The organism is Tautonia marina, from assembly GCF_009177065.1.
In the GTDB taxonomy this organism is placed as follows: domain Bacteria; phylum Planctomycetota; class Planctomycetia; order Isosphaerales; family Isosphaeraceae; genus Tautonia; species Tautonia marina.
On the sequence record NZ_WEZF01000037.1, the window covers coordinates 1 to 23,234 of the forward strand.

Below are 23,234 nucleotides of genomic sequence, written 5' to 3' on the forward strand. Positions count from 1 at the left end.
CCGGAATCCTGGATGAGCCTTTGAAAATAGTTGTTGCGATGCTTTGGAAGACTGTTATCTTCAGACCCCAGTCGGCGTGATTAGGCGACTGCGGTCGTGAGCATAGTATGGGTATGGATGACATTCAAGAGGATTTTTGATCATGGTTCGGGCCCTGGGATGTTGTGTCCGGTGCCCAGGGCCGAGATGTCTCCACCTCTTGAGATCCCGATCGCACGGCCACCTCACGAGTTTTTCTCCCATCGTAAGGTGATTGAGGCAGAGTGATGATCAACCGGCGTGATGTCCTCCGAGGGACCGCGGCCTCGCTTCTGGCGGGCCATGTGGTGGCCCAGGAGACGGGCGATCCATTCGGAAACGCAACGGCCGCCTTCAACAAGCCCGATCAGTACGTCCTACCCTCCTGGGCGTTCTCGCAGCGGCTTTGCCTCCCCCCGACGCCACGGCCGACGAGAATCGGGACTTTCTCGGAACTCGACGGACAGTCCAAGGTCTTCGGCCCGACGGACCCCATCCCCATCGGCCGGGTCTTTCACGGCATCGCCCGCGAGTGGTCCGAGAATCCGGACCACTGGTGTCCTCAGTTCGGCTGCGACCCCCGCAAGACCGGCCAGGACGCCTGGGACGAGCGTCGCAAGTGCTTCGGCTCGGTGGCCGCGCACGACGACAGCGGGCAGATCCACAACTGGGGCCATTTCCCGATTAAATGTTACAAGATGCCGATCCGGGAGTCGCTCGTCCAACTCCGTCCTGACGCCGGTGGTCGGGCCTTGGTCTACGGCTACGACGGCATGGTCCCCGGACCTACCTACAAATTCCGGCTCGGCCAGCCGGTCGTTATTCGCTACGACAACCATCTTCAGACCGAGGTGTCAGTCCACCTGCACGGCGGCCACAACCCGTCTCACAGCGATGGCTTCCCGACCTTCTATATTCTTCAAGGCAAGTCTCGCGATTACTTTTATCCAAATATCCTTCCATTAATCCAGCGAGCAGGTGCCGAGAAACCCGCGCCCGATGAGGCCGAGGCGCAGTCGACCATCTGGTACCACGACCACGCGATGGATGCCACCGGTTACAACGTCGCCAAGGGGCTCGCTGGGTTCGCCCTCTGCTACGGTGAGAAAGAGCTCAAGCTCATCAAGGACGGCGTGCTACCCGGTTGCGGTGCCGAATCCTGCCACGATCCTGAACTGGAGGGCCGGAGCGAAGAATCCGACCTCGAAGATCCCGACAACCCCGGCTACTACCTCCCAGGAAAGGAGCCTTATCACAACCCCTTCGAGCTGCCTCTGGTCTTGCAAGACAAGGTGATTGACCGAAACACCGGCCAGATTGCTTACAACAGTGACGCCCACAACGGCTACCTCGGCGACACCTTCTTCGTCAATGGTCAGCCCTGGCCATACCGAGATATGCATAACAGAAAATATCGAATCCGCGTCCTCAACGGCTCGAATGCACGTGTTTATCGCCTTCGACTCCTTTCCGAAGATGTCTATCGACGTGCCATGGAAGTGGGCCTCGACGAGGAGGAACTGGAAGCACAATCCTGCCCCTTCCTGCAAATCGGCAAGGATAGCTGGCTCTGGTCGCACGCGTTGGAGCGCAAGAGTACTCTTCTCACAATGGCGAACCGGGCCGATCTCGTGGTCGACTTCCCCAAACTGACCGGCTCCGATGAGCATGGCCCGACCGGCCCAAGAACGTTCTACCTTGTCAACACCATGCCCCAGACCGACGGCCGAGGACCTAGCGAAAAACTCGACGATTTCGGGGATCCCCGCGTGCTGCCGATTCCGTTCGATCTGCGGGACCTGGATGAGGAGCAAGAGCAGCAGGAGGAGGAGCGAGATCAAGAGGATCAAGCCAGCTTGCCCCCGACTCGGCCGCGACGGGTTGCCGAGTTGAAGCGCCCGATCGCCCTCTTGAAATTCGAGGTCAAGGACGAAGCACCACCCGAGCAGGACGCGACGGTCGAGTGCGGGACTCCCCTGATCGAGAAACACCGCATCGAGGACCACGAGGTCACCGCCGTCCGCGAGTTCATCTTCGAGCGGAGCAAGGGGGCCTGGCAGGTCAACGGACGCTTCTACGACCCGACCATCGCCAACGCCGCCCCCATCTCCGGCCGCGCCGAGGAATGGGTCCTGCGCAACGGCGGGGGCGGTTGGTGGCACCCCATCCACATTCACCTGGAGAGTCACCAGCTCGTCTCATATAAAAAAGACTTCGAAGCCGATGAAGTCTTCGACCCTGGCGATCCCCCCGCCCTTCGGCCCCTTGTCAACCTGGAAGAACTGTTCGGCCATCTCCCCGAGCAGGAGCGCATGGGCTTCCACGACACGATTGCACTCGGTCCGAACACCGTCGTGCGCATCCGAATGCGGTTCCGCACGTTCAACGGACCTTTCGTGTTCCACTGCCACAATCTGGAACACGAAGACATGCGGATGATGATGAATTTCGAGCCGGTTGCCTCGACCGGCGAGACGCCCCACGACCCGAACGTCGCCCCCGCAGCCCGGACCCATGGCAATGATCTGACGCTCCACGGCAAGACCGAAGAGCATCCCGGCAAGCTCGGCGAACTTCCCTGGGAGTACCCCCCGGTCCCCGATTCCTCGATCCGAGACGTTGGCGAAAACGTCATCCCGCCTCGACGTTCGAAGGATGGTTGACTCGGACCGATCGCCGAAGCCTTGCCCAGTCGAATTTCATTCATCTCCGGGGTGCTCCCATGCTTCAGGAACTGATCCGCTTGCTCGGGATCGAGGATGACGATGCCCACGTCCGAGAGCGTGCCAGGCGCTCAACCCGCATTGGCGACCGCTACGCCAACGTCCGGCTGACCAACCAGTTCGGCCGTTCGCTCCGCTTCCACGACCACTTCGTCGCCGGCCGGGCCCTCATCGCCAATACGATGTACGCCACCTGTCGCGACTCCTGTCCCGTGACCAGTGCCCGACTCGCCTCGCTCCGCAAGGTCCTCAGCCCGGTCTTCGGCGACCAGCTCAGCATCGTTTCCATCACCCTAGAACCGCACCTCGACACGCCGGAAATCCTCCACGGCTACGCCGAGGTCTATAACGCCAACAGCCGGGCCGACAATCTTTGCGAGTGGCAGTTCCTCACCGGGCACCCCGACGACGTGGATCGGCTCCGGCGGAGCCTGGGATTCTACGACCTGAACCCGGTGATCGACCGCGACCCGAGCCAGCACGCTTCCTTGCTCCTCTTCGGTCACGGTCAGACCGACCGCTGGGCCTATCTGCCGGCCGAGCTTGACGAACCCTTGCTGATCGAGTCCATACGCCGGATCGCCGGAGTTTCTTTCGAACAACGCTACGGCATCCGTCCCTGAGCTTCGCCACCACTCCCGCTTTGCCGTGTGACCCTCTTCCACTGGGGACGGAGATTCGGGTGCTTCAAGGCACGATTGGCTTCCGGGACGCCTTCCAGGCGACCGGATCGGATCGACCTCGGACCACACCGGCTCGTTCCCCATTCCTTGCCCTTAGGAGCCTGTGAAGATGTTGCGCCGAGCCCGCGTTGCCCTTGCGGTGGTCGCACTGGTCGCCTCCTGGATCGCTCTTACCCAGGCGGTGAAGGCACAGGCCGATCAACCGCCCCCGAACATCATTCACCTCGTCGGGCATGAAGACCTGGAACTGCTCGCTCGGGTCCGCGACGTCATCGAAGACTGGGACCCTCGCAAGCTCATCAACCCCTATGTCGAATCAGTCTCGGTCGTCGAGGGCGGCGAGCCAGCCATTCGCAAGGCAATTCGCCGTCGAGACCTGCTTCAGTTCATCGCCGACCCCGCTGCTGCCGAGGCACTCGGCAAGGCTTTCTTCTGGGATATGCAGGCTGGCAGTGACTTCCGAAGACTGCAAAACGGTACCTTCGTGGGCACCTCCTGCGCCTCCTGCCACTACAGCTTCGGCGCCGATGACCGGCAACGGTTCACGCAGCGCATTCCGCTTGTCGTTTGGGACCAATACAAGGCCGATCCCAGCCACCCGCTCGCACAACAACCCTACGATGTCCGAGCCCGAGCGACCCAGGACCTCGACCTCGACGGTGATCCCAGGGCATACGAGTTCATCTCCGGATCGGCCGGGGTCGAGCCTCGGGTTTTCACCAGGCTGAATGGGTCTCCTGCCGAGGGGGAAGGGCCCTGGGAATCCGAGTGCTCGGTGCCTCGGGAGAAAGAGAAGAACCTCTTGCAACCCGAACACTGGGAGATGTTCGTCGAGGACCTCGGCGAAGCGGATGCAACCCTCTTCCGTCAGATCACCACCCGCAATTCTCCCACCGTCATTAACTCCGTCTTCGCCGACCGCCAGTTCCATGACGGGCGAGCTGAATCGACATTCAACGGGATCTCGATCTTCGGAGATCGCGACCGCCGAGAGGTCCTGCACCACCGTCGGCCCGATGGCCGGCTTGAGCCTGTCCGGATCGCGATCAGCAATGCATCGCTCGGTTCCCAGGCCGTCGGTCCGATCGTCAACGAGGTCGAGATGTCCTACCAGGGGCGGACCTTTCACGACCTGGCCAAAAAACTCCTCGGTGCCCCGGTCCTCGGCTACCAGCAGGTCAATCCCAACGACAGCCTGCTCGGACCGTTCCTGAATGAGGTCGAGGAGGGCGAGACGCTTCGTTATCAAGATCTCATCAAGCGAGCCTTCCGTCGCGAGTGGTGGGACGATCGAGACGAGGCCGGCAACTGCCAGACGGTCCCACTAAGACTCTCCCAGGTAGGAACCAATCAGAAGTCTCCCTCGGGCTCGTTGATGGAGGCGAACTTTTCCCTCTACTGGGGCCTGAGCCTGATGCTCTACCAGGCAACTTTGATCTCGAACCAGACCCCGTTCGATGCCATGATGCGAGGTGATAGGGCCGAGGTCGAAGCGCGTTGGGCCGCGATCAAGAATGAGATTGGCGAGATTCGGCTCGACCGCTTCCCACTCGATGACGAAGCGAATCGCCCGCTGGTCAAGACCGGCACCGAGGCCTTCCAGTACGGCTTCCGCGTCTTCCTGAACCGCGGATGCATTGAATGCCACGACGTTCCCCTCTTCAGCACCGTGTACGAGCGCGACGAAGTCCAGGACATCGAGGTCCCGATCGTCTCCCGGATCAATCGCACGCTTGTGCCTCTGGCTCTGGCCGATGCCCTTGCCTTCCGGCTCCGCGAGGCCCACGATCAGGCCCTCCAGAACGCGGCCAACGTCCTCCGCAACGCGAAGCCCGAACTCGGAGCGCGGGCCGACCGCATCGTCCAGGAACTCGACCTCCTGCGAGGCGACGCCGAGGGCAGCCTGCATCGGCTCTGCATGCTCATCCACCCGAGGCTGCACCCCCAAGGGGTTCCGGCGGACAAAATCACCAGGGTGGCCGAGATTCTCCACACCTATGAGAAGACGGCTTACACCCGGCTCGGTGCCCGCCCCTTCTTCGATGAAGACCAGCGCATCGCGTTCGCCGAAGAGCTGACCGACCCGGTCCTTGTCGAGAAGATGATCATCCCCGACGGTCAGGTCGACACCCGCCCCCGGCTGCCCATCGGTGGCCTCCCGGCGTCCGAGCACTACTCCTTCTACGACCTCGGCTTCTACAACATCGGCGTCGCTCCCCCTCGCTACGACCCCGGGATCGGTCACGCGGAGGATACCGCCAACATCGAGGCCCTCAGGCGTGACAGGGACAGCTCGATTGAGGAAATCATTGAACGAAACGCACTGTCTGATCGGCTCAGCGACCAGCAACTCGAATCGCTCAGGGGGCAGCTCCGATCCGGCATCCTGCCCAACGATGAGCCGCTCTCCCTCCAACAGAAGCGGGCTCTTCAAGACGAGGCCGTCCAGCTCTCCGACGAAATCAATCGTCGCCAGCGTCCGTCTCTCGGAGCCCCCGGCTCCGCCTACCGGTTTCAAAGCCAGTGGCAACGCCCCCAAGGAAATCCCGCTCCCAATGGACCCGAACAGATCCAGCCTGAGGGCCTGCTTCCCCGGGAGCTCGCCCCAACACCCCTCCAGACGGCAATAGACTGCCCGAAGGACCTGGAAGAACCTGCCGATGTCTCCTGGATCCGCGACTATATCCCTTCCAATCGCCGCCGAAGCCTCATGCACTTCTTCTCCAGGGCCCGCACCCTGGTCTACCACGAAGAGCCCTGGGGGCATCGCGAGCCGTTCCTCCACGACAACGAGCTTGCCTTCTGGGGAGCCTTCAAGACACCGACCCTGCGCAACATCGAGCTGACCGCTCCTTACATGCACAATGGACGCATTCTTACTCTTGAAGACGTGATTGATTTCTACGATGACGGTGGTCATTTCGGCCGTTCCCTCCGCGAGAACCCTGACAAGCATCCGGAGATGGTCGACCTCGACATGGATCAATACGACCAGCGGGCCTTGCTCTTCTTCCTCCGCTGCCTGACGGATGACCGCGTTCGAAACGAGGAGGCCCCGTTCGACCACCCTTCTCTCCAGATTGTCAACGGCTACGAGGAGGGGGACGAAGGCGAACTCCTCGAACGGGTCGAACTCATACCCTTGAGTGGCAGTTGAGCGGCCGGCGGACGCTCTCCGAGAGGACCAAGTGAACGGGCCAGGGCCGCCGTATCAAGCTGGCAATCTGAGGTAGCCTGGGCGAGCGTCGCGGGCGTACAACGGGAGGTCCTCACACGGCTCACCCCACCGACCTCCCGCGATTCGAATCGATCATGCCCAGCGACCAACCCACCACCTTCCACGACCACTTCCGGGACCTGACCGACCCGTGGGTCGAGTGGACCCGGAAGCATCCGCTGATCAACATCGCCTTCATCGCCGTCTGCGGCGTCCTGTCCGGGGCCAATTCCTTCGCCACCATCCACGAGTCGGCATCGATCGCCGGTCCTGGCTGGCCCGCTTCCTCGACCTCGACGGCGGCATCCCCTCCGAGGGCACCCTCCGCCGCGTGCTGGCCCGGCTCGATCCGGCGGCCTTCGAGACGGCCCTCTTGAGTTGGATGCAGGCCGTGCAGGAGGTCACCACCGGGCGGTTCGTCGCCATCGACGGCAAGACCTTGCGGGGCTCCTCCGACCGGCAAGGTGGCGATCCCCATGGTCTCGGCCTGGGCGACCGAGAACACGCTCTCGCTCGGGCAGGTGGTCGTCGACGAGAAGTCCAACGAGATCACGGTGATCCCCGTGTTGCTGGAGGTGCTCGATCTCTGCGGGGCGATCGTGACGATCGACGCGATGGGCTGCCAGAAGGAGATCGCTCGCACGATGCGGGAGGAGCAGGCCGACTCCCTCCTAGCCCTCAAGGGTAACCACGAGCAGTTGCACGATCAGGTCGTGGCCTTCTGGGAGGGGGCGTATCGGCGGGGGGCGAGGGCGAGCAAGTCATGAGCTACCACCGGCAGTGGAACGAGTCGCACGGGCGGTTCGAGGCCCGGCGGTGCTGGGCGACTTCGGACCTCTCGTGGCTGGAGGGCCGTGAGCATTGGGACGGCTTGCAAAGCGTGGTGCTCGTCGAGAGCGATCGGTTCGTGGGCGACTCGTTGAGCGTGGAGCGGCGGTACGACCTCAGCAGCCTGCCCGTCGACGCCAAGCTGCTCAACGAGGCGGCCCGGAGCCATGGGGCCGTGGAGAACTCGCTGCCTTGGGTCCTGGACGTAACGTTCGATGAGGATCGGAGCCGGATCAGGAAGGAGAACGCCCCGGAGAACTTCGGCCTGCTCCGCCGCCTGGCGTTGTGCCTGCTCAAGGGCGACACTTCGTTGAAGGGGAGCATCAAGGGCAAGCGGCTGAAGGCGTCGTGGGACGACGAATACCAGATCCAAGTCCACTGCGAAAGTGCTGGAAATTAGATGCGGTGCCCTGTGGCTGCCCCGATCCGAGTGGGCCACCAGGTCGGAGCCTGGCAGTCGTCGCGATCGCCATCTCCAGAGCATCGACGACCAGGCGGCTGTCGATCCGTTCGGAAATCGACCAGCCAACAATCCGCCGCCTGTGCAGGACCTCCACCGCCGCCAGGGACCACCAGCCCTCTCGCGTCGGGACGAAGGTGATATCGGTCGTCCAGGCCCGGTCGGTCACCCCCGGCTCGAACTACCGGTCCACCAGGTTCGCGGCCACGGGGCGATCGTGGTTCGAGTCGGTGGTGCTCCGGAACCTCCGTCTCGTCTTCGCGGCGATGCCGTGCCGACGCATCAGCCTGGCTACCGTGTTGACGCTGCAGGATTCGCCCCGGGCGACCAGCTCGACATGGATCCGCGGGCTGCCGTCGCGGGCCTTGACCTCGCGGTGGATCGTCTCGGTCCCGGCAACCAGGGCGCCACGTCGCTGATGACTGTCGCTCGGCGGTCGACGTCGCCAATCGTAGAAGCCGCCGGGGGAGACGTCCAGCACCTCGCACAACAGCCGGATCGGCCAACGCTCGCGCTGGGCCTCGATGAACTGATACCTCACGACAACTCCCTGGCGAAGAAGGCCGTCGCTTATTTGAAAATCTCCCGCTCGGCCCGCTGCCGCTGGTTCTCGTCCCGCAGCCGTCGGAGTTCCTCCTCGACGGGGGGGCAGGTTCCCCTTGCAGGGGAACGCCTGATCCCCCTGGGTGGCCAGGGCCCGCTTCCAATCCCGCAGCAGGCTCTCGCCCAGGTCGAGTTCGCAGGAGACCTCGGCGAGGCTCTTGCTCCCTTCGGTCACCCGCCGGACGGCCTCGGCCTTGAACTCGGCAGTGAATGTCCTTCGACTCGCTGCCATCTCGGCCTCCGTCAGAACAAGGCACTCTATCAGAGGGCGGATCGCCTCCCCGGCTCCAAATCCATCGTTGCCCCCGCCCCTACCGCCCTCGCAGCCGGTCCCCGGCTTCAGGGTGGTTTCCTGGCCGGCCCCCCTGCAGATCAGCAGCAGGCCGGTCAAGCTCGGGTGAAAGGCGCCGACGGCTTCGGCATGGGCAGTGTCATGATGGGCGGCATTATGGGACGCATGGCGATCGCGCAGGACTTCGAAGGGAACGCCGTCCCGGTCACCAGCGTCCGCCAGGTCGGTTCGAAGACCTTCTACTTTCGGCAGAGCCGCTGGATCGATTCCTCCGTCACCGCCGAGGCCAAGAAAGACGCCAGGGTCTTGAGCCAGTTCAGCACCCCGATTTCGACCTTTCTCGACGCTTTTCCCCCGAGCAGAACCAGTGCCTCAGCTTCTCCCAGCTGGTCATCGTCGCCATCGAAGGCGCCGTCTACCGGATCGAGCCCGAGAAGACCGAGGGGAAGGACTGATCGTTGCCATGCCCCGAATCGTCCCTAATGGCCGATCATGCCCGATGGGGACGCCAGGCGAGACAGGAGCCCCTTTCCGGACGCCCCAATCTTCGAAATCAAGTCGTCCATTGGGAGTCATGCTGGGGACGACGTCGAAGTTCGCGGCAAGTTTATTGATCCGGGCCCCCTCGATCGAAGCGAAGTCGACCTCGTCGGCGGGCCCTATCGATTTGTCGATGCTCCGGACAATGCCATCGGTTCGGTTACCGAGCGGCCCTTGATGTATGGAGCAGTGGGTGACGAGCAGCGATTCGATCGTCAGTCCAAGAAAGGAACCTGGGATCGGAAACCTGAGGCTCTCGGACGACGCCACTCGCAGTCGGGACGGGCACCGTCACGGTCCAGCACTCGTTTCGGAGGCCGGGAACAGAGATGAGACCCTTCGTCCACAAAAAGTTACCCCGTCAACGGTTGCTTGTGTCCACCGTCGCCGAGTCGTCGGGTTCTTCGCGTGCGGTCAGGGAATGTCTGCCGCCGTCCCATCGATTCCGGGGAATCATTGGGTCGTTAGCGAAACACAAGCAATTGCTTGTTGATATGAAATTGAATGGAGGCTTCGGCCGGGCTATGTGGAGCAGACGAACGGGCAGTTGTTCTTCCCCAGAGCCTGTTGCATTTCCGGGTTCTTCCGGCTGCGGCCCTTTCCCGAGGCTTCTGGTTCCGAGTGACGCAGACATGCTCGACAGAGACTCAGTCCTGCTCGCGCTCAATCAGACAGAGAACCGACGGGAGCCAGTGATCGATCAGCAGACGTGCAGGTGGCCCAACGGCGGGGGGCGTGTCCTCGGGATCGGGGAACGGAGAAACACCAGCTTTATCAACCGAGGAGACGATAGCATTCCGGCGTACCTGGCCATCTATCTGACCATATTCCGGGAGTTTGGATCGACAGCACCTTCGTTTCTGGGAGATCATGCCCCGTCCTCTAGATTTCTCGCAGACCATCCCTGCGACAGTCGTTCCTGCCGCCCGGCTCTCGACAATCCTGGAGGATCGCGTCCTCCCATAATAAAAGAACAGATATCAATCAGACACATTCACAGAAAATTTATACACAAGAAGATATTTATGCAATGAAATCAGCGTTTCATCTTATATCTTTTCGCTCAAGAGTCACCTCGATGTGAGTTGTTAGCTCGAATCCGGTGGCCACTTGAGTTATTAAGTGTGGATCATTCGAGAAGTCCAATCGGATCACGAGAGGGGTTGGACCGCCCCGTGGGACCCAGAGTGACTCGGAAATTGACCAGAGCGTAATCACGCCCGGTGCCAGTGGGTCGGCGTTACGATCGGGCCCAGCGGCCAATCCTCGAACCGAGACTAAAACCTGTCCGCCCCGTTCCGATTGCTTGACCCCGCCGGTGTGAATGAGTTCGCCCGTTCCGAGCACGTGACCATCGTCGAACACCATAACTCCAACCCTGTTGAGAACGAAGGGTGCTGCAACCAACTGCCGCTGAGCGAGTTCGAATCGCTTGAACCGAACTTCGCTGGGCTCAGAGCGGATCTCAGAAGTCACTTCGGTCAAGCGATTTGAACCTTGAAACTCTGTCTTGGATCGGGCAAAGGGAGTCGAATGGCTTTCTGCAAATCGATGCACCAAACGAGATACGTCAATACGCTCGGGACCAGTGGTTCGGAACGAGACGGCGCGGGCTACGACCCTTGGAATCGTCCTATCATAATTCTCGAGAGGAAGTCCGTTCGAACTCCGTCCGAATCGAAGGTGGTGCTCAGGCAGGCGTCCCCAGTGGGGTGGCCGGCGAGGGAACGGGGGTACCAGATCCGGCGTAAGGGGACGAAGTCGGATATCCGTAAGCGGCTCTCGGGAGGTTTGGGGGAGTGAGTCTTGAGCACGAATAGGGAAGGACGTCACCAAGGCGAGGGAGAGTACCCAAACGCACGCCACACATTGGCGAATACTCATGGTCTATCCTCTGCAAGTGGAAGGGGATCGGAGAGAACAAACCTTCAGATTACGAGCGACTCGTGGCGGTGACCTTCGAGGATTCGAGAGCCCGCATCTGTTTCGCAACCATGAAAGCGAAGGGCGCGGTCGGTGGACGAAGAATGGCCTCCGTTGAATCAAGGACGATCGCCCCATACTTGGGAGAGATCGTCCCAATTGTCGGTATGGAGACCATTACCGGTGAGCCTGGCGATCGCACTAAAGACCGGATTGACCGGCCCCGAAGGCTCGAAACCATGTCATGAGCGGAATTCGACCGGCTGAGACCGGCAGACCGAAAGGGCGAACTCGCGTGGGAAACGCGTGCGTTGTCACGGGAAATTGCCCCCCAAGGGGATTCCCGGCCTTATCTTTGAGCCCCTCCACCGAGAGACGTCGAGCAAACCAGGCATCTCGACGATCGAACGTGAGATCGACTGTCAGATACCCCGAGACTGAGGCACCGAGTTGCGCCTTCTTGGCCGTCGCGGTTGGAAGACCGAACCGTGTCGGACGACGCTCGATCGAGTAATTCGTTCGCTCGAGAAGCGTCGACTCTTCAAAGCCGCTCGTGTCCGGGAGGAAATAGACTCTCAGCCCTGGCAATGAGGGGACACGCTCAACCTTCGCAATCGCCAGTCCGACGGTGTCAATGGTCAGAGGCCGGAGCTCATCGTAGAGATAAACAGGGACATGTTCAGTAGTTGGCACAGACTCGACGGCACGGATGGTATAGCTTCCGTCGGGAATCGGACCGACCTTGAGTTGCCAGTTCCCGTTAACGGTTGTCACCGTTCGACCGAGGAGCGTCTCCACTTTGTGGTCGAGGCGACGGCCGTACAAGAGAATTACGGAATGGGGAGCAGCTGTGCCAGCAAAGACTGGAAAAGGTGTCGACGTGATCGCATCCTGATTGGAAGCGCCCGTGTCTGTAAACGGAGTAAGTCTCCCCGCGAGTGCGATCGGCTCGGAACGATCCGCCCTGATTTCAACCGTCGCTTCCGATGTCTCACCTGTCGAAATTCGAGTAACGGTCAACTTCGCCCGATCGATTCCAACCCCATAATACTGACCCGAGGCAACAATGTTAAAGACGGTTGTCTCATTCCCGTTACGAGGACTCAGACTCACCGTGAGGAGAGGTGTGTTATCACCAGGGAATGTCTCCGATGGGGTCAAATTGACCCGAAAGTCGTCCTCCCCGACAGCGTTGGAGTCGATGACCTCGATCGTTCCAATTACGATGCCTGAGAATGGGACATTGGCGGGAACCCTACTCGACAATGGCGTCAGAACAAACGAATCTGTCTGGCCAACGACCGCCTGTCCCTCCAACACGAGTGCTTCGGGGACTCCGTCCTCTCTGACAGTGACACGTAAATCCAGTGGTCTGGAAGGAACGGGGACGGTCGAGTACACATGGGAACCGAGCACTCGGAACTGCCCTGGGCCATCTTGCTGAACAACCCCTGGTGAGATCGCACCATCACCCCAGTCGATGGATGCTGCGAAATTCGCGGGAGACTCATCTAAATTCGCGTCAGTGAAGTTGGCTACTGCGTCATTGAATCGTGTGCGAACAGTGGCAGTCACCATCTTCGCAGTGCCTTCAGGTTTGGTTGGTGCGATCGCGATCGGAGCACTGTCCTCGGCGACGCCTTCTCCCGTACTGGGCACGACGACCGTCAGTGTGTATGTATTGTTATTTTTGTAAACATGCGCGTCTGATTCGGGGACCACGACGTTTCGAATCTCCGACTCGCCGGAGGCTGGAGCAACCCGAGCCGTGGATGTGGTGCCATCCCCCCAGTCTACCTGGGCGAGGATCTCGTTCTCGTCGAAAGTCCCCTCAAGATCACTGGGGTCAAAGGTTGCGATCGTACCGGAAATTGGCTGTCCCTCCAGGACATCTGACGGAGGTGTCACGACGAGCGCAAGCAACTCTCGTCGATCGAGGAGATCAAGAGTCGGCTTCAGGGTCGAAACCGTTCGATGTCGTTGACGCCGAGCGAAAGACCCAGCACGAAAAAGTCCGATCCATCGGCTCATAATCGATCCCTTGTGTGAGTCGTTCCCGTCGGTCATCCGACGAATTTGTCTCCGACCCGATGGTGAATCCTGCTCAGCCTCAAGGCTCGAGAGGATTCTGCCGATTGTTCAGGCAGTGACTTTTCTCATGTCCCTTGAGATGGCGACGGCACGGCAAAGATTCTGAACACTACAGATTGCTCGTGAGTCGTACTCCCTGACCTTAACCATAACACACCTCGTGGAGGGTGTCGGATTTCCGTCTGGTCAGCGCTCGGGGGACTTCGATGGCGGGGCGGGGAACTGGCGGACGGTTGCCGTTCCGAATGTGTTGATTCTTGATCTCTCGCGAGGGGGAACGCTGTGAACACTCGTGCTACCCGAACCCGCCGGCGGTTCCAGCCCGCATCCCCAGTCGATTGCGGAGGCGAGGCCGCTCTTGAACCCCGAGTCGCCATGTCCGGGGGGCTTCCCACGGTCGGGGCCCCAGCGTGGATGAGTGAGCAGGTTCCGGCGAGAGAGGTGATGCTGGGAACGCGAGTGCAGCCCTACTTGATCAACGCATTCGGACGCGGTGTCCAGTTTCGCGACTCCGGAACGACACGGGTCAGCGACGAGATCGACCGGATCTTCGACTCGTTCACAACCGACTACTTACAAGCCCAATCCGCATATCTCGCATCGGATCTCGCGGGGGTCGACGCGGCACGCGCTGCGTTTCAGGCAGCCACGACTCAACGCGTCAATCTGCTTTCACAGCAGCTCACCCAGTCGCTGGTTCGACTCCCAGGCGTGCTTTCTAAGGACAAAGGGATGGCTGCTGCTCCCCTACAGCAGTTCCTGACACGTCGGATCACACATCCTCGTCTCCCAACGAGTCTGCTGGCAACCCTGCTCAACACCAGTCGAAACATCCCGCTGTCACCGGGTGCTCCTGAAGCGGCCCTCTATACACTCACGGCAACCAATGCCATCGAGTCTGCTCGGGTCACGACGATCAACGCCTCGAAGTTCGCCATTTCCGGCGTGTTCCGTCACTAAGAGGTGAGCCAGGGCAACGGTGCTGGGGGTCGCTTGCAGAGGCGCCCGGCTGATCCGAGAGACACGGAGGATCCCTCATGCGATGGCTTCGAAACGGCCCCATCTCATTTGCGGCATTGGCTCTGCTCATCGGCTTTGGCCTCGTCGGTGAGGCGGGCGCCACCGACCCCCGCGCCAAGGATGGCGGGTTGAATGATCTCGTGATCTACCTGGCAAGCGACCATCCCAGAGGTCTTCCTGAGGTAGAGTTCCGCCAGATCACGACGGAACTCGATCGGCTCGGGATCGCGATCCCCCCAGCGGTCCACGTCCATCGCTATTACTACAACGGGAATAAGCAGTACCAGGGTCCGTTTGTGGTTGGAGGTCCGACGGTTGTCGTCGCCCGCCACCCGAATACCAACGAGCAACTCTACGTGGAACTCCAACTGCCGTCGGGATATCCGGAAATCGCTTACGACGACGAGACCATTACCTACATCTATTCTGATCGTCGCGTTCAGGTCCGATTTCTCAAGACCCACCCTGAGAAATTTGCGGTCTCCTACCTTCCAGGACGAGGCGCCGCCTTGCGGTTGCATGAAGCCGGCAGGGTTCGGGCTGAAGTTCGGGAGGAGAACCGTGCAAACAGTCCCCTCCGCCGCTCGATCCAATCGGCAAGTACCGCGACCCGAGAATCGCTTCGCGGGCTGGCGTCGACGACCGGAGATGTCGTTGGTCAAGCAGTTCAGACGGTCGGTCAAGTCGTGTCGAACGCCCCCGGCATCCCTTACCTCCGTTCCCGAGGTCGCGAAGCAACGACCCGGATTGAGGAAAACCGATTCCGAACGGCCATTGAACGCGTGAGCAACCAGGAGCTGATCTATCGTCCCACGATTCGCTGAGTGGCGTTCCCAGACAAACACGCAATCAAAGTTCAGGCCCTTCCGCGGAGAACCATCTTCGTGGAAGGGCCTTTTTCTTGCGCACCAAGATAAACAGCCGGCAAAGTCGGCTCAAGCCGCACATTCCGATCAGCCGACTGAACTGCTAAAGATCGCGCGGACTGGAACAATCGGTCCACGCTCTGTCCCACTTTAAGTGCTTGCCAGCGCCACGTCAGCGTCTTGTGTCTCGTGTTGACGAATCCCTCAATCGGGAGCGTGTGATGACGAAACGGTTTCTCCTGCAGACGGCCCTGGTGATGATGGTTGCGGCTGGCACCTCGGCGGTCATGGGTGGAGCGGGACGCGGCTGGGCGGAGCGGTTGAGGCTCTGGGCCCTCGACCAACTCGACGGTGCGCCGGTCGTGACTCAGATGGAACCGGTTCCTGGCTCCCTCGACAAGGGTCTCAGGGACGTAATGCCGATTGACAGTGAGCGTAGTTCGGATGTGACCGATCACGCCCTCCGCCGGGCATCCTTCCGCCAGGAAGCTGACCCGACGTTCGAATTCGTTTTCACGGACGATCGTGACACGCGAGAGATCTCGACGCCCAATTCGAGTGTAAGCCTTACGCTAAGCTCCACGGTTGCAGGCAAAGTCGCCTTCTCGGGGAGCGAAGGCGAATCGATTACATTGCGAGACCCGAGTAACAGTTCGATCGTAGGGTTACCCCTTCCATTAAATGCTGAGACAAAAGCCGTTCTACTCGACTTGAGCGAAGTCAAGCGGGGAGATCGTCTCGTCGTCAAAGCAACCTTCTCCCAAGATAGCGACAACACCATCTCCATCCCGCTGACGCTCGCGATCGCTGTCACAGAGCCTACGCTTGAATTCGTTTTCACAGACGATCGTGACACGCGAGAGATCTCGACGCCCAATTCGAGTGTAAGTCTCACGCTGAGTTCTAACGGTGCAGGCAACGTCGCCTTCTCGGGGAGCGGAGGGAAATCGATTACGTTGCGGAACGCAAGTGACAATTCGATTGTGGGACTACCCCTTGGATTAAATGCTGAGTCAAAAGTCCTTCTCTTAGACTTGAGCGAAGTCAATCGCGGGGATCGTCTCGTTGTCACAGCCACGTTCACCCCGTCGACTGGTGCTCCCACCACCCAGACCCTGACCATCTCTGTGCCAAGGGTGGAGAAACCAGAGATCTCCTTTAAAGATCCAGGTGACGGCTCATCATACTTCAAGGATTCGGATTCTCGCCGCATCCTGGTTACCAGGGCCCAGCAGAATATAACCTTGCTGGTTAAGGTGGATGAGAAGGGTAAACTGAGGATTTCAGACCGACAAAGAACTCAAACACTCAAGGATGATGTAGAAATACCTGACCCGAACTCGCCTCTCGAAGTTACACTCCCGCTGTCCGATTTCACTTCGGGTCGAGAGCTCACCCTCGTCGGGACCTTCACCGCAGACGATAATCGAGGAGGTTCTACAGATGTCTCAAGCGAACCGCTGACTCTGATCATTGACCGCGAGGGGCCTCGGATAAGATCGGCGACGTTCGACGATCTCCCGGTTGACGACCCTCGGGTGCGCGTTGTGTTCGAGACGGATGATCTCGACCCTAGTTCGGTCATCAGCGATTCGTTCAAACTCTTCGAGGTCATCGGGACTCGGCGGGAAGACAAAGGAACAGGCCGCGCGGAACTGGACCCGATCCAGCCTGGGCACGTCCTCATCCACACGGGACCACTGACAGCCGGAGATTACGAGATCTCGACAACCCAGCAAGTAAGCGGCGGTTCTCTAACACCACGCACAGACCAAAACATCATCAAGGATAAGGCAGGCAACCTCGCCGGTACGTACGAAGGAAAATCAATCGCCGAGGTCCAGACATTCCCGTTCTCCGTCTACCCAAGGGCGTCGACGGGCCCGCAGGTCGAGTATCCGCAGTTCCTGGCACCGAAGGTCGAGGGAGATCGAGAAGAGCCCTTCAATCCCGACGACTTCGTCATCACCCGGGTGGTTCGGCTCTACTACATGAGGAATGCCCACCGGGTCGCTCAGATCGTCAATCGGACCGTCCGGTCCTACAACGAGGCGGCAGTTACGCAGGCGCAACGCGCCGCCGAGAGAGCCAGGGAGCAGGCCGACCAGCGTACCGCCGATCGGCAAGCGGCCGAACGCGCCGCCATCCGCCAGGCCGAGGCCCTGCGTCGCGCCGAGGACAACCTCGCCGCCGCCCAGCAAACGCTCGCCGAGACTCAAGAACTGGCCGCTGAGCTTGCCAATGTCCAGAGCGATCTGGATGCCGAAAATGCAAACCTGGAACGCGTGAATACTCAGATTCGCACTATTACAGATCAGATTGATACACTTGAAGAGCAGAACGTGGATGAAAACGCGAACCAGCTGGAGAATCTCCGAAATCAGCTCATCGATCTTCAATCTCAGCGAGACATCTTCGAGAGGCGAATCGCCCAATACAAACAGGAAGAAGCTGATATTCTCCGCGTTCGAGGGCTCGATGCCCGATCTAGAGCCGAACTCGAAAATCAGGTCAACGAACTGCGAGGCGATGTCGTCTCAGCCCGAAACAGCATGCTCGATGCGCAGGAGGATGCCGCGGTCGCGCAGTCTCAGGAAGATCGGGCGAAGGAGGAACAGTTCCGCAAGGAGGTCGCCGCGGCTACCGAGGACCCGGACACCTACGCTCCGGGCAAACTCGACTCGGTCGACCCGGTCGCCCAGGTCTCGGTCAGCGTGATCGGCGAGGGGTTGATCCAGCTCCGCGGGCCGACCAAGGGAGTGAACAAGATTCGCACGATGATCAACCAGATGGACTCTCCCCTGGGTCAGGTCAAGGTGGGAATCTACACCGTGCAGATCAACGGCGAGCGGGGCGATCGGATGGATCGAGTCGCCCGGCGCATCGAAGGACACATCGACCTGTCGCGCTACCTGACCTCGCACTCGCTCATGCTGCTGCGGCGATCGGTCCAGGAGGTCGCCTCGGAAATCGCCATTGAATCGTGCGGCCCGATGGAACTCGACCTCCACGGTCGCCAGGTGCTCGACGGCCACACTCAGATCGATCGCGACCGGCGCTACCTCTACGCCTTCTTCGGCCGTGACTTCGTCGACTCCCTCTTCGCCATGAACAGCGAGTTCCTCTACACCGGGAACCGCTTGCTCTCGCTCAACTCGATGGACAACATCAGCCTCAACCGCGCCCTCCTCGTCCTGGCCCTGGCGCGCAACGACGTGCGTAGGCGGATCATCGCGCGATTCCTGGACTACGTCCAGGGCGAATTGCCCGATGCCGAGTACAAGTACCGTCTCCAGACTCGTCTCAACAAGGACAGCAAGCACGTCCTGGAGAAGGTCTACGAAGACGCGGCCCTCCGCTACCGCTTCGCCAACTTCCTCAGCTTCTTCGATAACAACATCGAAGGCTCCGACACCTTGAACCCGATCCAGCTTGAGTTCCTCCGCCTGGCTCAGATCTTCAAGTCGCAGATGGTCGCCGAGGTCGAACTCAAGCAGCGGACCGTCGAACGCGGTTTAATCCAAGATCGTGCAAATGACGAACTAGCGCAGGCAGAGATTTTAAGCAGCATCCAGAGCAAGTTGCGCGAGAAAATCCAGCGGCAACTGAGCGAGTTTGTCGACGGCGAGTCGGCTTTTCAACAGGGCCTTAGTGAAGCCGAGATGATTGTGACTTCTATCTCTCGTACAATCGACCAAAGCAGGCAATACTCACAACGATTATCCAATCTTGGCGATGGATATGCATACACAGCTGCAAAAAATAAATCAAAAATTAGAGTTTCTGCAGAAAATGTAGAAGATATTCTTAGCGATCTACCAAAAAATTTCAATTCTTCTGACCCAACGGAAATCAATAATGCAAGGATAAGGCAAGAGTCAATTCAAAAAACGTTCAAGCAGACTTTCAACGAATCGCTCAAATCTATGGTTCCTGAAGGATCTGAGGCAATTGCTGCCACAAAAGAACTCGGCTACAACACAATCGCCGTAGTGGACAGCTTGACAAAACATAATATCGACAAGATCTTTATATTCAGAGGATCCAAGTTCTATAGACTTCGAGATAATTGGAATGAGATTGTTGAGAGAAGAAATCGCATTGATAGTGAATTAGAAAAGCCAATTAATGAAATTGATATTTTTCAAATTCACGATGATAGCACAAGAATTACAGGATCCTTGCCAAAGATCCTCGAGGAGTTCCAACAAGGCATACGCGCGATCACAACGGAACTTGTTCGTTTCCGTTCGACCTTATCGGAAACCTCCTCGCTGTTGGCCCCGCGCATTGGAACTGCACTCAAACCGGGACGCGAGCTTCCCACGCTGCGCTTGTCGAGCACCGAGTTGACCGAAGAATTCGCACAGCTTGTTGATCTCATCGAGAGAACAATCGACAATGCAGGACCAGAGGATACCAGAAAAACACTGATCGACTCCGTGGAGCGATCGTTCCTCGCGGTCCATCAAGGTTTGGAGGCCGTTGAGAGCTTACAGCGGAGCACACAACTGAAAGATGCCACCCGGCAACAGCTTGACCACCGCAAGTTGCTCGATCACCTGATCGACGAAAAGGAGGAGAAATATATCGAGCTGGTGGACGGCACGCGAGCCTACACGGCCAACGTCGACGCCTATCTGAAGCGCATGGTCGTGGCCCTGGAGGACGACTGCCGGATCCAGTTCTATGATCCTGCCTTCGAGCAAGTCCGTCGCTCGGCCCGCGAGTACGATGTCGAGCTTGGCCAGGTCGAACGCACGACCGTCCTGACAAACAACCGGCAGCTCGCCAAGGTCGAGCCGACCGCGACCATGGAATTTGACCTGCCGAAGCGTGATATCCTGATCACCGAGGCCATGAAGGGGGCCAAGGCCCTCGTGCAGGACTATGGCGCACTGCTCCAGGACCCGACCTTCCTCGCCGCCACCGACCTGCTCAGCGGTTCCCCTCCCACCTCAAGCTACTCGATGCCGCTGCCCGAGATGCCGGGGTTGATCAACGAGGGGTACCAGACACCGCTGGTCAAGAGTGTGCTCCCGAACCTGCCGTCGAGCACTCAGCAGCAACTCTTTAACACCTTCGGAAAAACGCAAAACGAGATCGGGGCCAATCTGGAGGCCCTCATCCCCGACCCGGCCATCTACAAGTTCGAGACGGGGACCGGGTTCGAGATTCGTCCCGTGATCCAGCCCGACGGCGACTCGGTGATCTACGACTTCAACTACCTTTACACCACCAATGTCCGCGAACCCGTTCGTCCCGACGAGAAGCACCTCGGGCGCGTGAAGCAACACTTCATCAATACGCAGGTCCAGACCTCGACCTACGAGTTACGCGAGATCAGCCGCTACACCGTCGCCCTCAAGGCGGCTCGGACAAGTCGAGGGGTTCCGCTGCTGGAAGACGTCCCCGGCCTTGGCATCCTTTTCCGTCCGCTGCCGAGTGCGGAATCGTCGCTCCAGCAGAACATCATCCTCGGCCAGTCTACGGTCTATCCCACCCTGTTCGACCTGATGGGGCTCCGGTGGGCGCCTTATGTGGTCGATCTGGAGGACCTCAGCCTTCAGGAAGAAGAGTTCGTCGTTCGCGGCCGACGGAAGGTGGTCGAGCACTGGACGTTCGAGGAGTCATCAAGCCGGGTCGATGATTTCCTCCGCATGCGTGAGCATCCGAATCTCTACCGAGAGGACCTTTACCGTCGCCAGGATCAGCCCACTCCCTTCCATCCGCTGGGATACGACGCTCCGCATGAGGACGATCCTCGGGCGCCTCAGCGGCCGTTCCTGCCGAGTGATCCCAGGCCATCCGGATATCAACAGCCCGAGCTGAACCCCCTGACCGGACGGCTCGACCGGCGACCGCTTCCACGCAGTGAACGGTTCGATCTCGGCGGAGATTCCGTCCCGCCCCTCGAATCGTTCCCCGCACCCTCGCCAACGGATGGGCCGATCGAAATCGCTCCTCCGTATCTCCCCTCCGATGGCATCGGCATGCCCATTGACGTGCCCCCGGTCCGTGAGGATTACGTCCCCGCGACCCCCTCAACGCTCCCAGCCCCCTTGCCGGAAACTGGTGGGTTCAACGGGGATTCGGGTGTGATTCCCAGCAGCTACCTCCCGCCCCTCCCCCCTGGAGCACGTCCGGTGCGGGATCGCTCGTCATTCGAACCCTCAGGATCCGCGGATCGTTCGCGGATTCCACCACCGAGGACGATCCAGGCCGAGCAACCCTCTTCGCCCTCACTGATGCAACGCCTTCGCCGGGTCGCCGGTCGACCGTGACGGAACGATGAGCCCCAGGTCGGGAGTTCTCGACCTGGGGAGCCACCTTGACTCAAGCCGATGCTCTCTCACTCCATTGAGTGCAGAATCTGCTCTTGAAGACTCTGACACTATACGATTCGTCGCCCAGAGCATCGGGCGACGAATCGAACTTGAGCCAACACCTCACTGGGCAGAAAAATCGCATTCAGAGGAGTCGACATCTGCTTCATAAGTCGACGCGTTCGTGCGTTCTCTCACGGATTTGTGGGTTCCTGGGCCGGTGCCCCACTTGCGCTCCCCGGAGTAACCCCTTTCGCTCCGTCCTGAGCTCCAGCGTCCTCTTGTCCCTTCTTCGCTGACCCACTCTCCTGATTCTTCTCTTGAGCGACACGCGTTAACTTTCCAATAAACGTGTCTCGCCTGGTTCGCGCACAATTCAAGGTAGGGTCGAGCCTGCGAGCATAGACATAATCATCAATTACATCCTTGCGTTCACTACCAGCCCACTCGTTCGCAACTCCTCGAGCGAGATAGAAGCGTGCCTGACGATAGAAGTCCTCGTGTTGCGGGTTGCAATTGATCGCCATGTTGAGCTTCGTGATCGCCTTTCCAGCCGCTTTCTTTTTCAGTTCAGCAATTTGTGATGCAGCGTCGCTTTGATCAGCATCCTCTCGGTCCTTACTCGGGCTTTCCCTTTCGATGAGTTCTGTTGCATCTGTCGCGGTTTCCGGTGCTCTCAGATATAGAACTGCAAGGTTATAATATGCATTGGCGTTGTATGGATCTAACTCGATCGCCTGTTCGAAATCGGCTTTCGCAGAGAGTGCGTCGTTGGCCTCGACAAACCAAAGGACCCCGCGGCGATTATAAGCGGCGCTGTCATGTCGATGCCTTTCGATGTTGTTTGTCAGCTGAATGATCCTCTCATTCACCTGTTCCTTCCCTTCCTTCTCGTGTGTTAAGTAGACGAGGGGAGCGTCCTCACAGTTCTCTTCATTGAAGAGTTCACCGACATCGATCAAGTCGCCTTCCGAGCTGGAGCCGGGCTGGATCAAACCTGTCATGAGCGGGACGCTGGTGACAGAAATACCCGCCGAGGCGCCGCTAGGCGTCGAGACCGGGGTCGTATAGAGTTGTGCTGAGGCAGCTGGTCCGAGAAGCAACATCAAACTGGGGACCAGAATCAGTTTCCCACACATGGAATTATCCTCGCGTGTTACCTGGGAAATGCTCCCTTCGCCTTGGGAACACTGGCAAAATATCCGACTAGTAGCGATTCTATCACATGCCTTTCGGGCATGAGGGGATAACAAGGCCTGTTTGTTCCCGAACTCTTTGGCCCGAAACGATTCGAATGTGCTATTTTCCTGCGATTTGCCGGGGGAATTCTCATTCGAAGCACATCATTTGGCCTGGAATGGTCTCCCCAGAAAAAATCGGAAGAATGTATAGCGTTCGGTGCCGGCCTGAAATAACATGAAACCTGCTGCCTGGCATCGTTGAGTTTTTGAGTGAATAGGCCAGGACAGATCACCTCTCCAGTGATCTTGGTTCACTGATACCAAGGAGCTCCCAATGACGGCTCTTAGCCTGCTTTCCCTGTCGTTTCCGTTGATGTTTGCGTTGATCGACCATCCTACGACACCCGAGCCGGAGTCAGGGACGACGATTCAGGAAGGGATTACCATCCCTTCGAACGACGGC

Annotated in this window: 10 protein-coding genes and 2 pseudogenes; 9 read left to right on the forward strand and 3 right to left on the reverse strand. The window is 59.4% G+C overall.

Features of this window, described 5'->3' with window-relative positions:
* Positions 1–266: 266 nt before the first annotated feature.
* The 6 genes and pseudogenes from GA615_RS26470 to GA615_RS28525 all read left to right on the forward strand — a co-directional run bounded on the left by GA615_RS26470 (position 267) and on the right by GA615_RS28525 (position 7,869).
* Positions 267–2,681, forward strand: a complete 2,415-nt coding sequence (locus tag GA615_RS26470) for a multicopper oxidase family protein (protein ID WP_152054362.1) — start codon at positions 267–269, stop codon at positions 2,679–2,681.
* A 59-nt stretch (positions 2,682–2,740) separates the two neighbouring features.
* Positions 2,741–3,364 carry an SCO family protein gene (locus tag GA615_RS26475; RefSeq protein WP_152054363.1) on the forward strand — a complete coding sequence of 208 codons (624 nt, stop codon included), beginning with the start codon at positions 2,741–2,743 and terminating at the stop codon, positions 3,362–3,364.
* A 169-nt stretch (positions 3,365–3,533) separates the two neighbouring features.
* Complete coding sequence (locus GA615_RS26480; RefSeq protein WP_152054364.1) at positions 3,534–6,581, forward strand: cytochrome c peroxidase; 3,048 nt, start codon at positions 3,534–3,536, stop codon at positions 6,579–6,581.
* A 155-nt stretch (positions 6,582–6,736) separates the two neighbouring features.
* Positions 6,737–6,966: pseudogene (locus GA615_RS26485) on the forward strand (transposase family protein); the annotation flags it as partial.
* Positions 6,967–7,105: 139 nt separating this feature from the next.
* Positions 7,106–7,408, forward strand: a complete 303-nt coding sequence (locus tag GA615_RS28520) for an ISAs1 family transposase (RefSeq protein ID WP_161602584.1) — start codon at positions 7,106–7,108, stop codon at positions 7,406–7,408.
* Positions 7,405–7,869 carry an ISAs1 family transposase gene (locus GA615_RS28525; protein ID WP_152054367.1) on the forward strand — a complete coding sequence of 155 codons (465 nt, stop codon included), beginning with the start codon at positions 7,405–7,407 and terminating at the stop codon, positions 7,867–7,869. The genes GA615_RS28520 and GA615_RS28525 overlap by 4 nt, the downstream gene beginning before the upstream one ends.
* A 6-nt stretch (positions 7,870–7,875) precedes the next feature.
* Here GA615_RS28525 and GA615_RS26500 read toward each other — a convergent pair.
* Positions 7,876–8,764: pseudogene (locus tag GA615_RS26500) on the reverse strand (IS3 family transposase); the annotation flags it as partial.
* A gap of 2,724 nt (positions 8,765–11,488) precedes the next feature.
* The gene (locus GA615_RS26505) at positions 11,489–13,210 is read right to left on the reverse strand and encodes an Ig-like domain-containing protein (protein WP_161602585.1); all 1,722 of its coding nucleotides are present in this window, start codon (positions 13,208–13,210) and stop codon (positions 11,489–11,491) included.
* Positions 13,211–13,792: 582 nt separating this feature from the next.
* On the opposite strand from GA615_RS26505, the gene GA615_RS26510 reads away from it, so the two are divergent.
* From GA615_RS26510 to GA615_RS26520, 3 genes are all read left to right on the forward strand, one after another.
* Positions 13,793–14,338: a hypothetical protein gene (locus tag GA615_RS26510; protein WP_152054370.1), complete on the forward strand. Its 546-nt coding sequence runs from the start codon at positions 13,793–13,795 to the stop codon at positions 14,336–14,338.
* A gap of 77 nt (positions 14,339–14,415) precedes the next feature.
* Positions 14,416–15,222 carry a hypothetical protein gene (locus GA615_RS26515; protein WP_152054371.1) on the forward strand — a complete coding sequence of 269 codons (807 nt, stop codon included), beginning with the start codon at positions 14,416–14,418 and terminating at the stop codon, positions 15,220–15,222.
* A gap of 263 nt (positions 15,223–15,485) precedes the next feature.
* Positions 15,486–21,548, forward strand: coding sequence for a hypothetical protein (locus GA615_RS26520; protein ID WP_161602586.1), 6,063 nt, complete (start codon positions 15,486–15,488; stop codon positions 21,546–21,548).
* Between the two features lie 236 nt (positions 21,549–21,784).
* On the opposite strand, the gene GA615_RS26525 is transcribed toward GA615_RS26520, so the two are convergent.
* Positions 21,785–22,729: a tetratricopeptide repeat protein gene (locus tag GA615_RS26525; RefSeq protein ID WP_152054373.1), complete on the reverse strand. Its 945-nt coding sequence runs from the start codon at positions 22,727–22,729 to the stop codon at positions 21,785–21,787.
* Positions 22,730–23,234 lie beyond the last annotated feature (505 nt).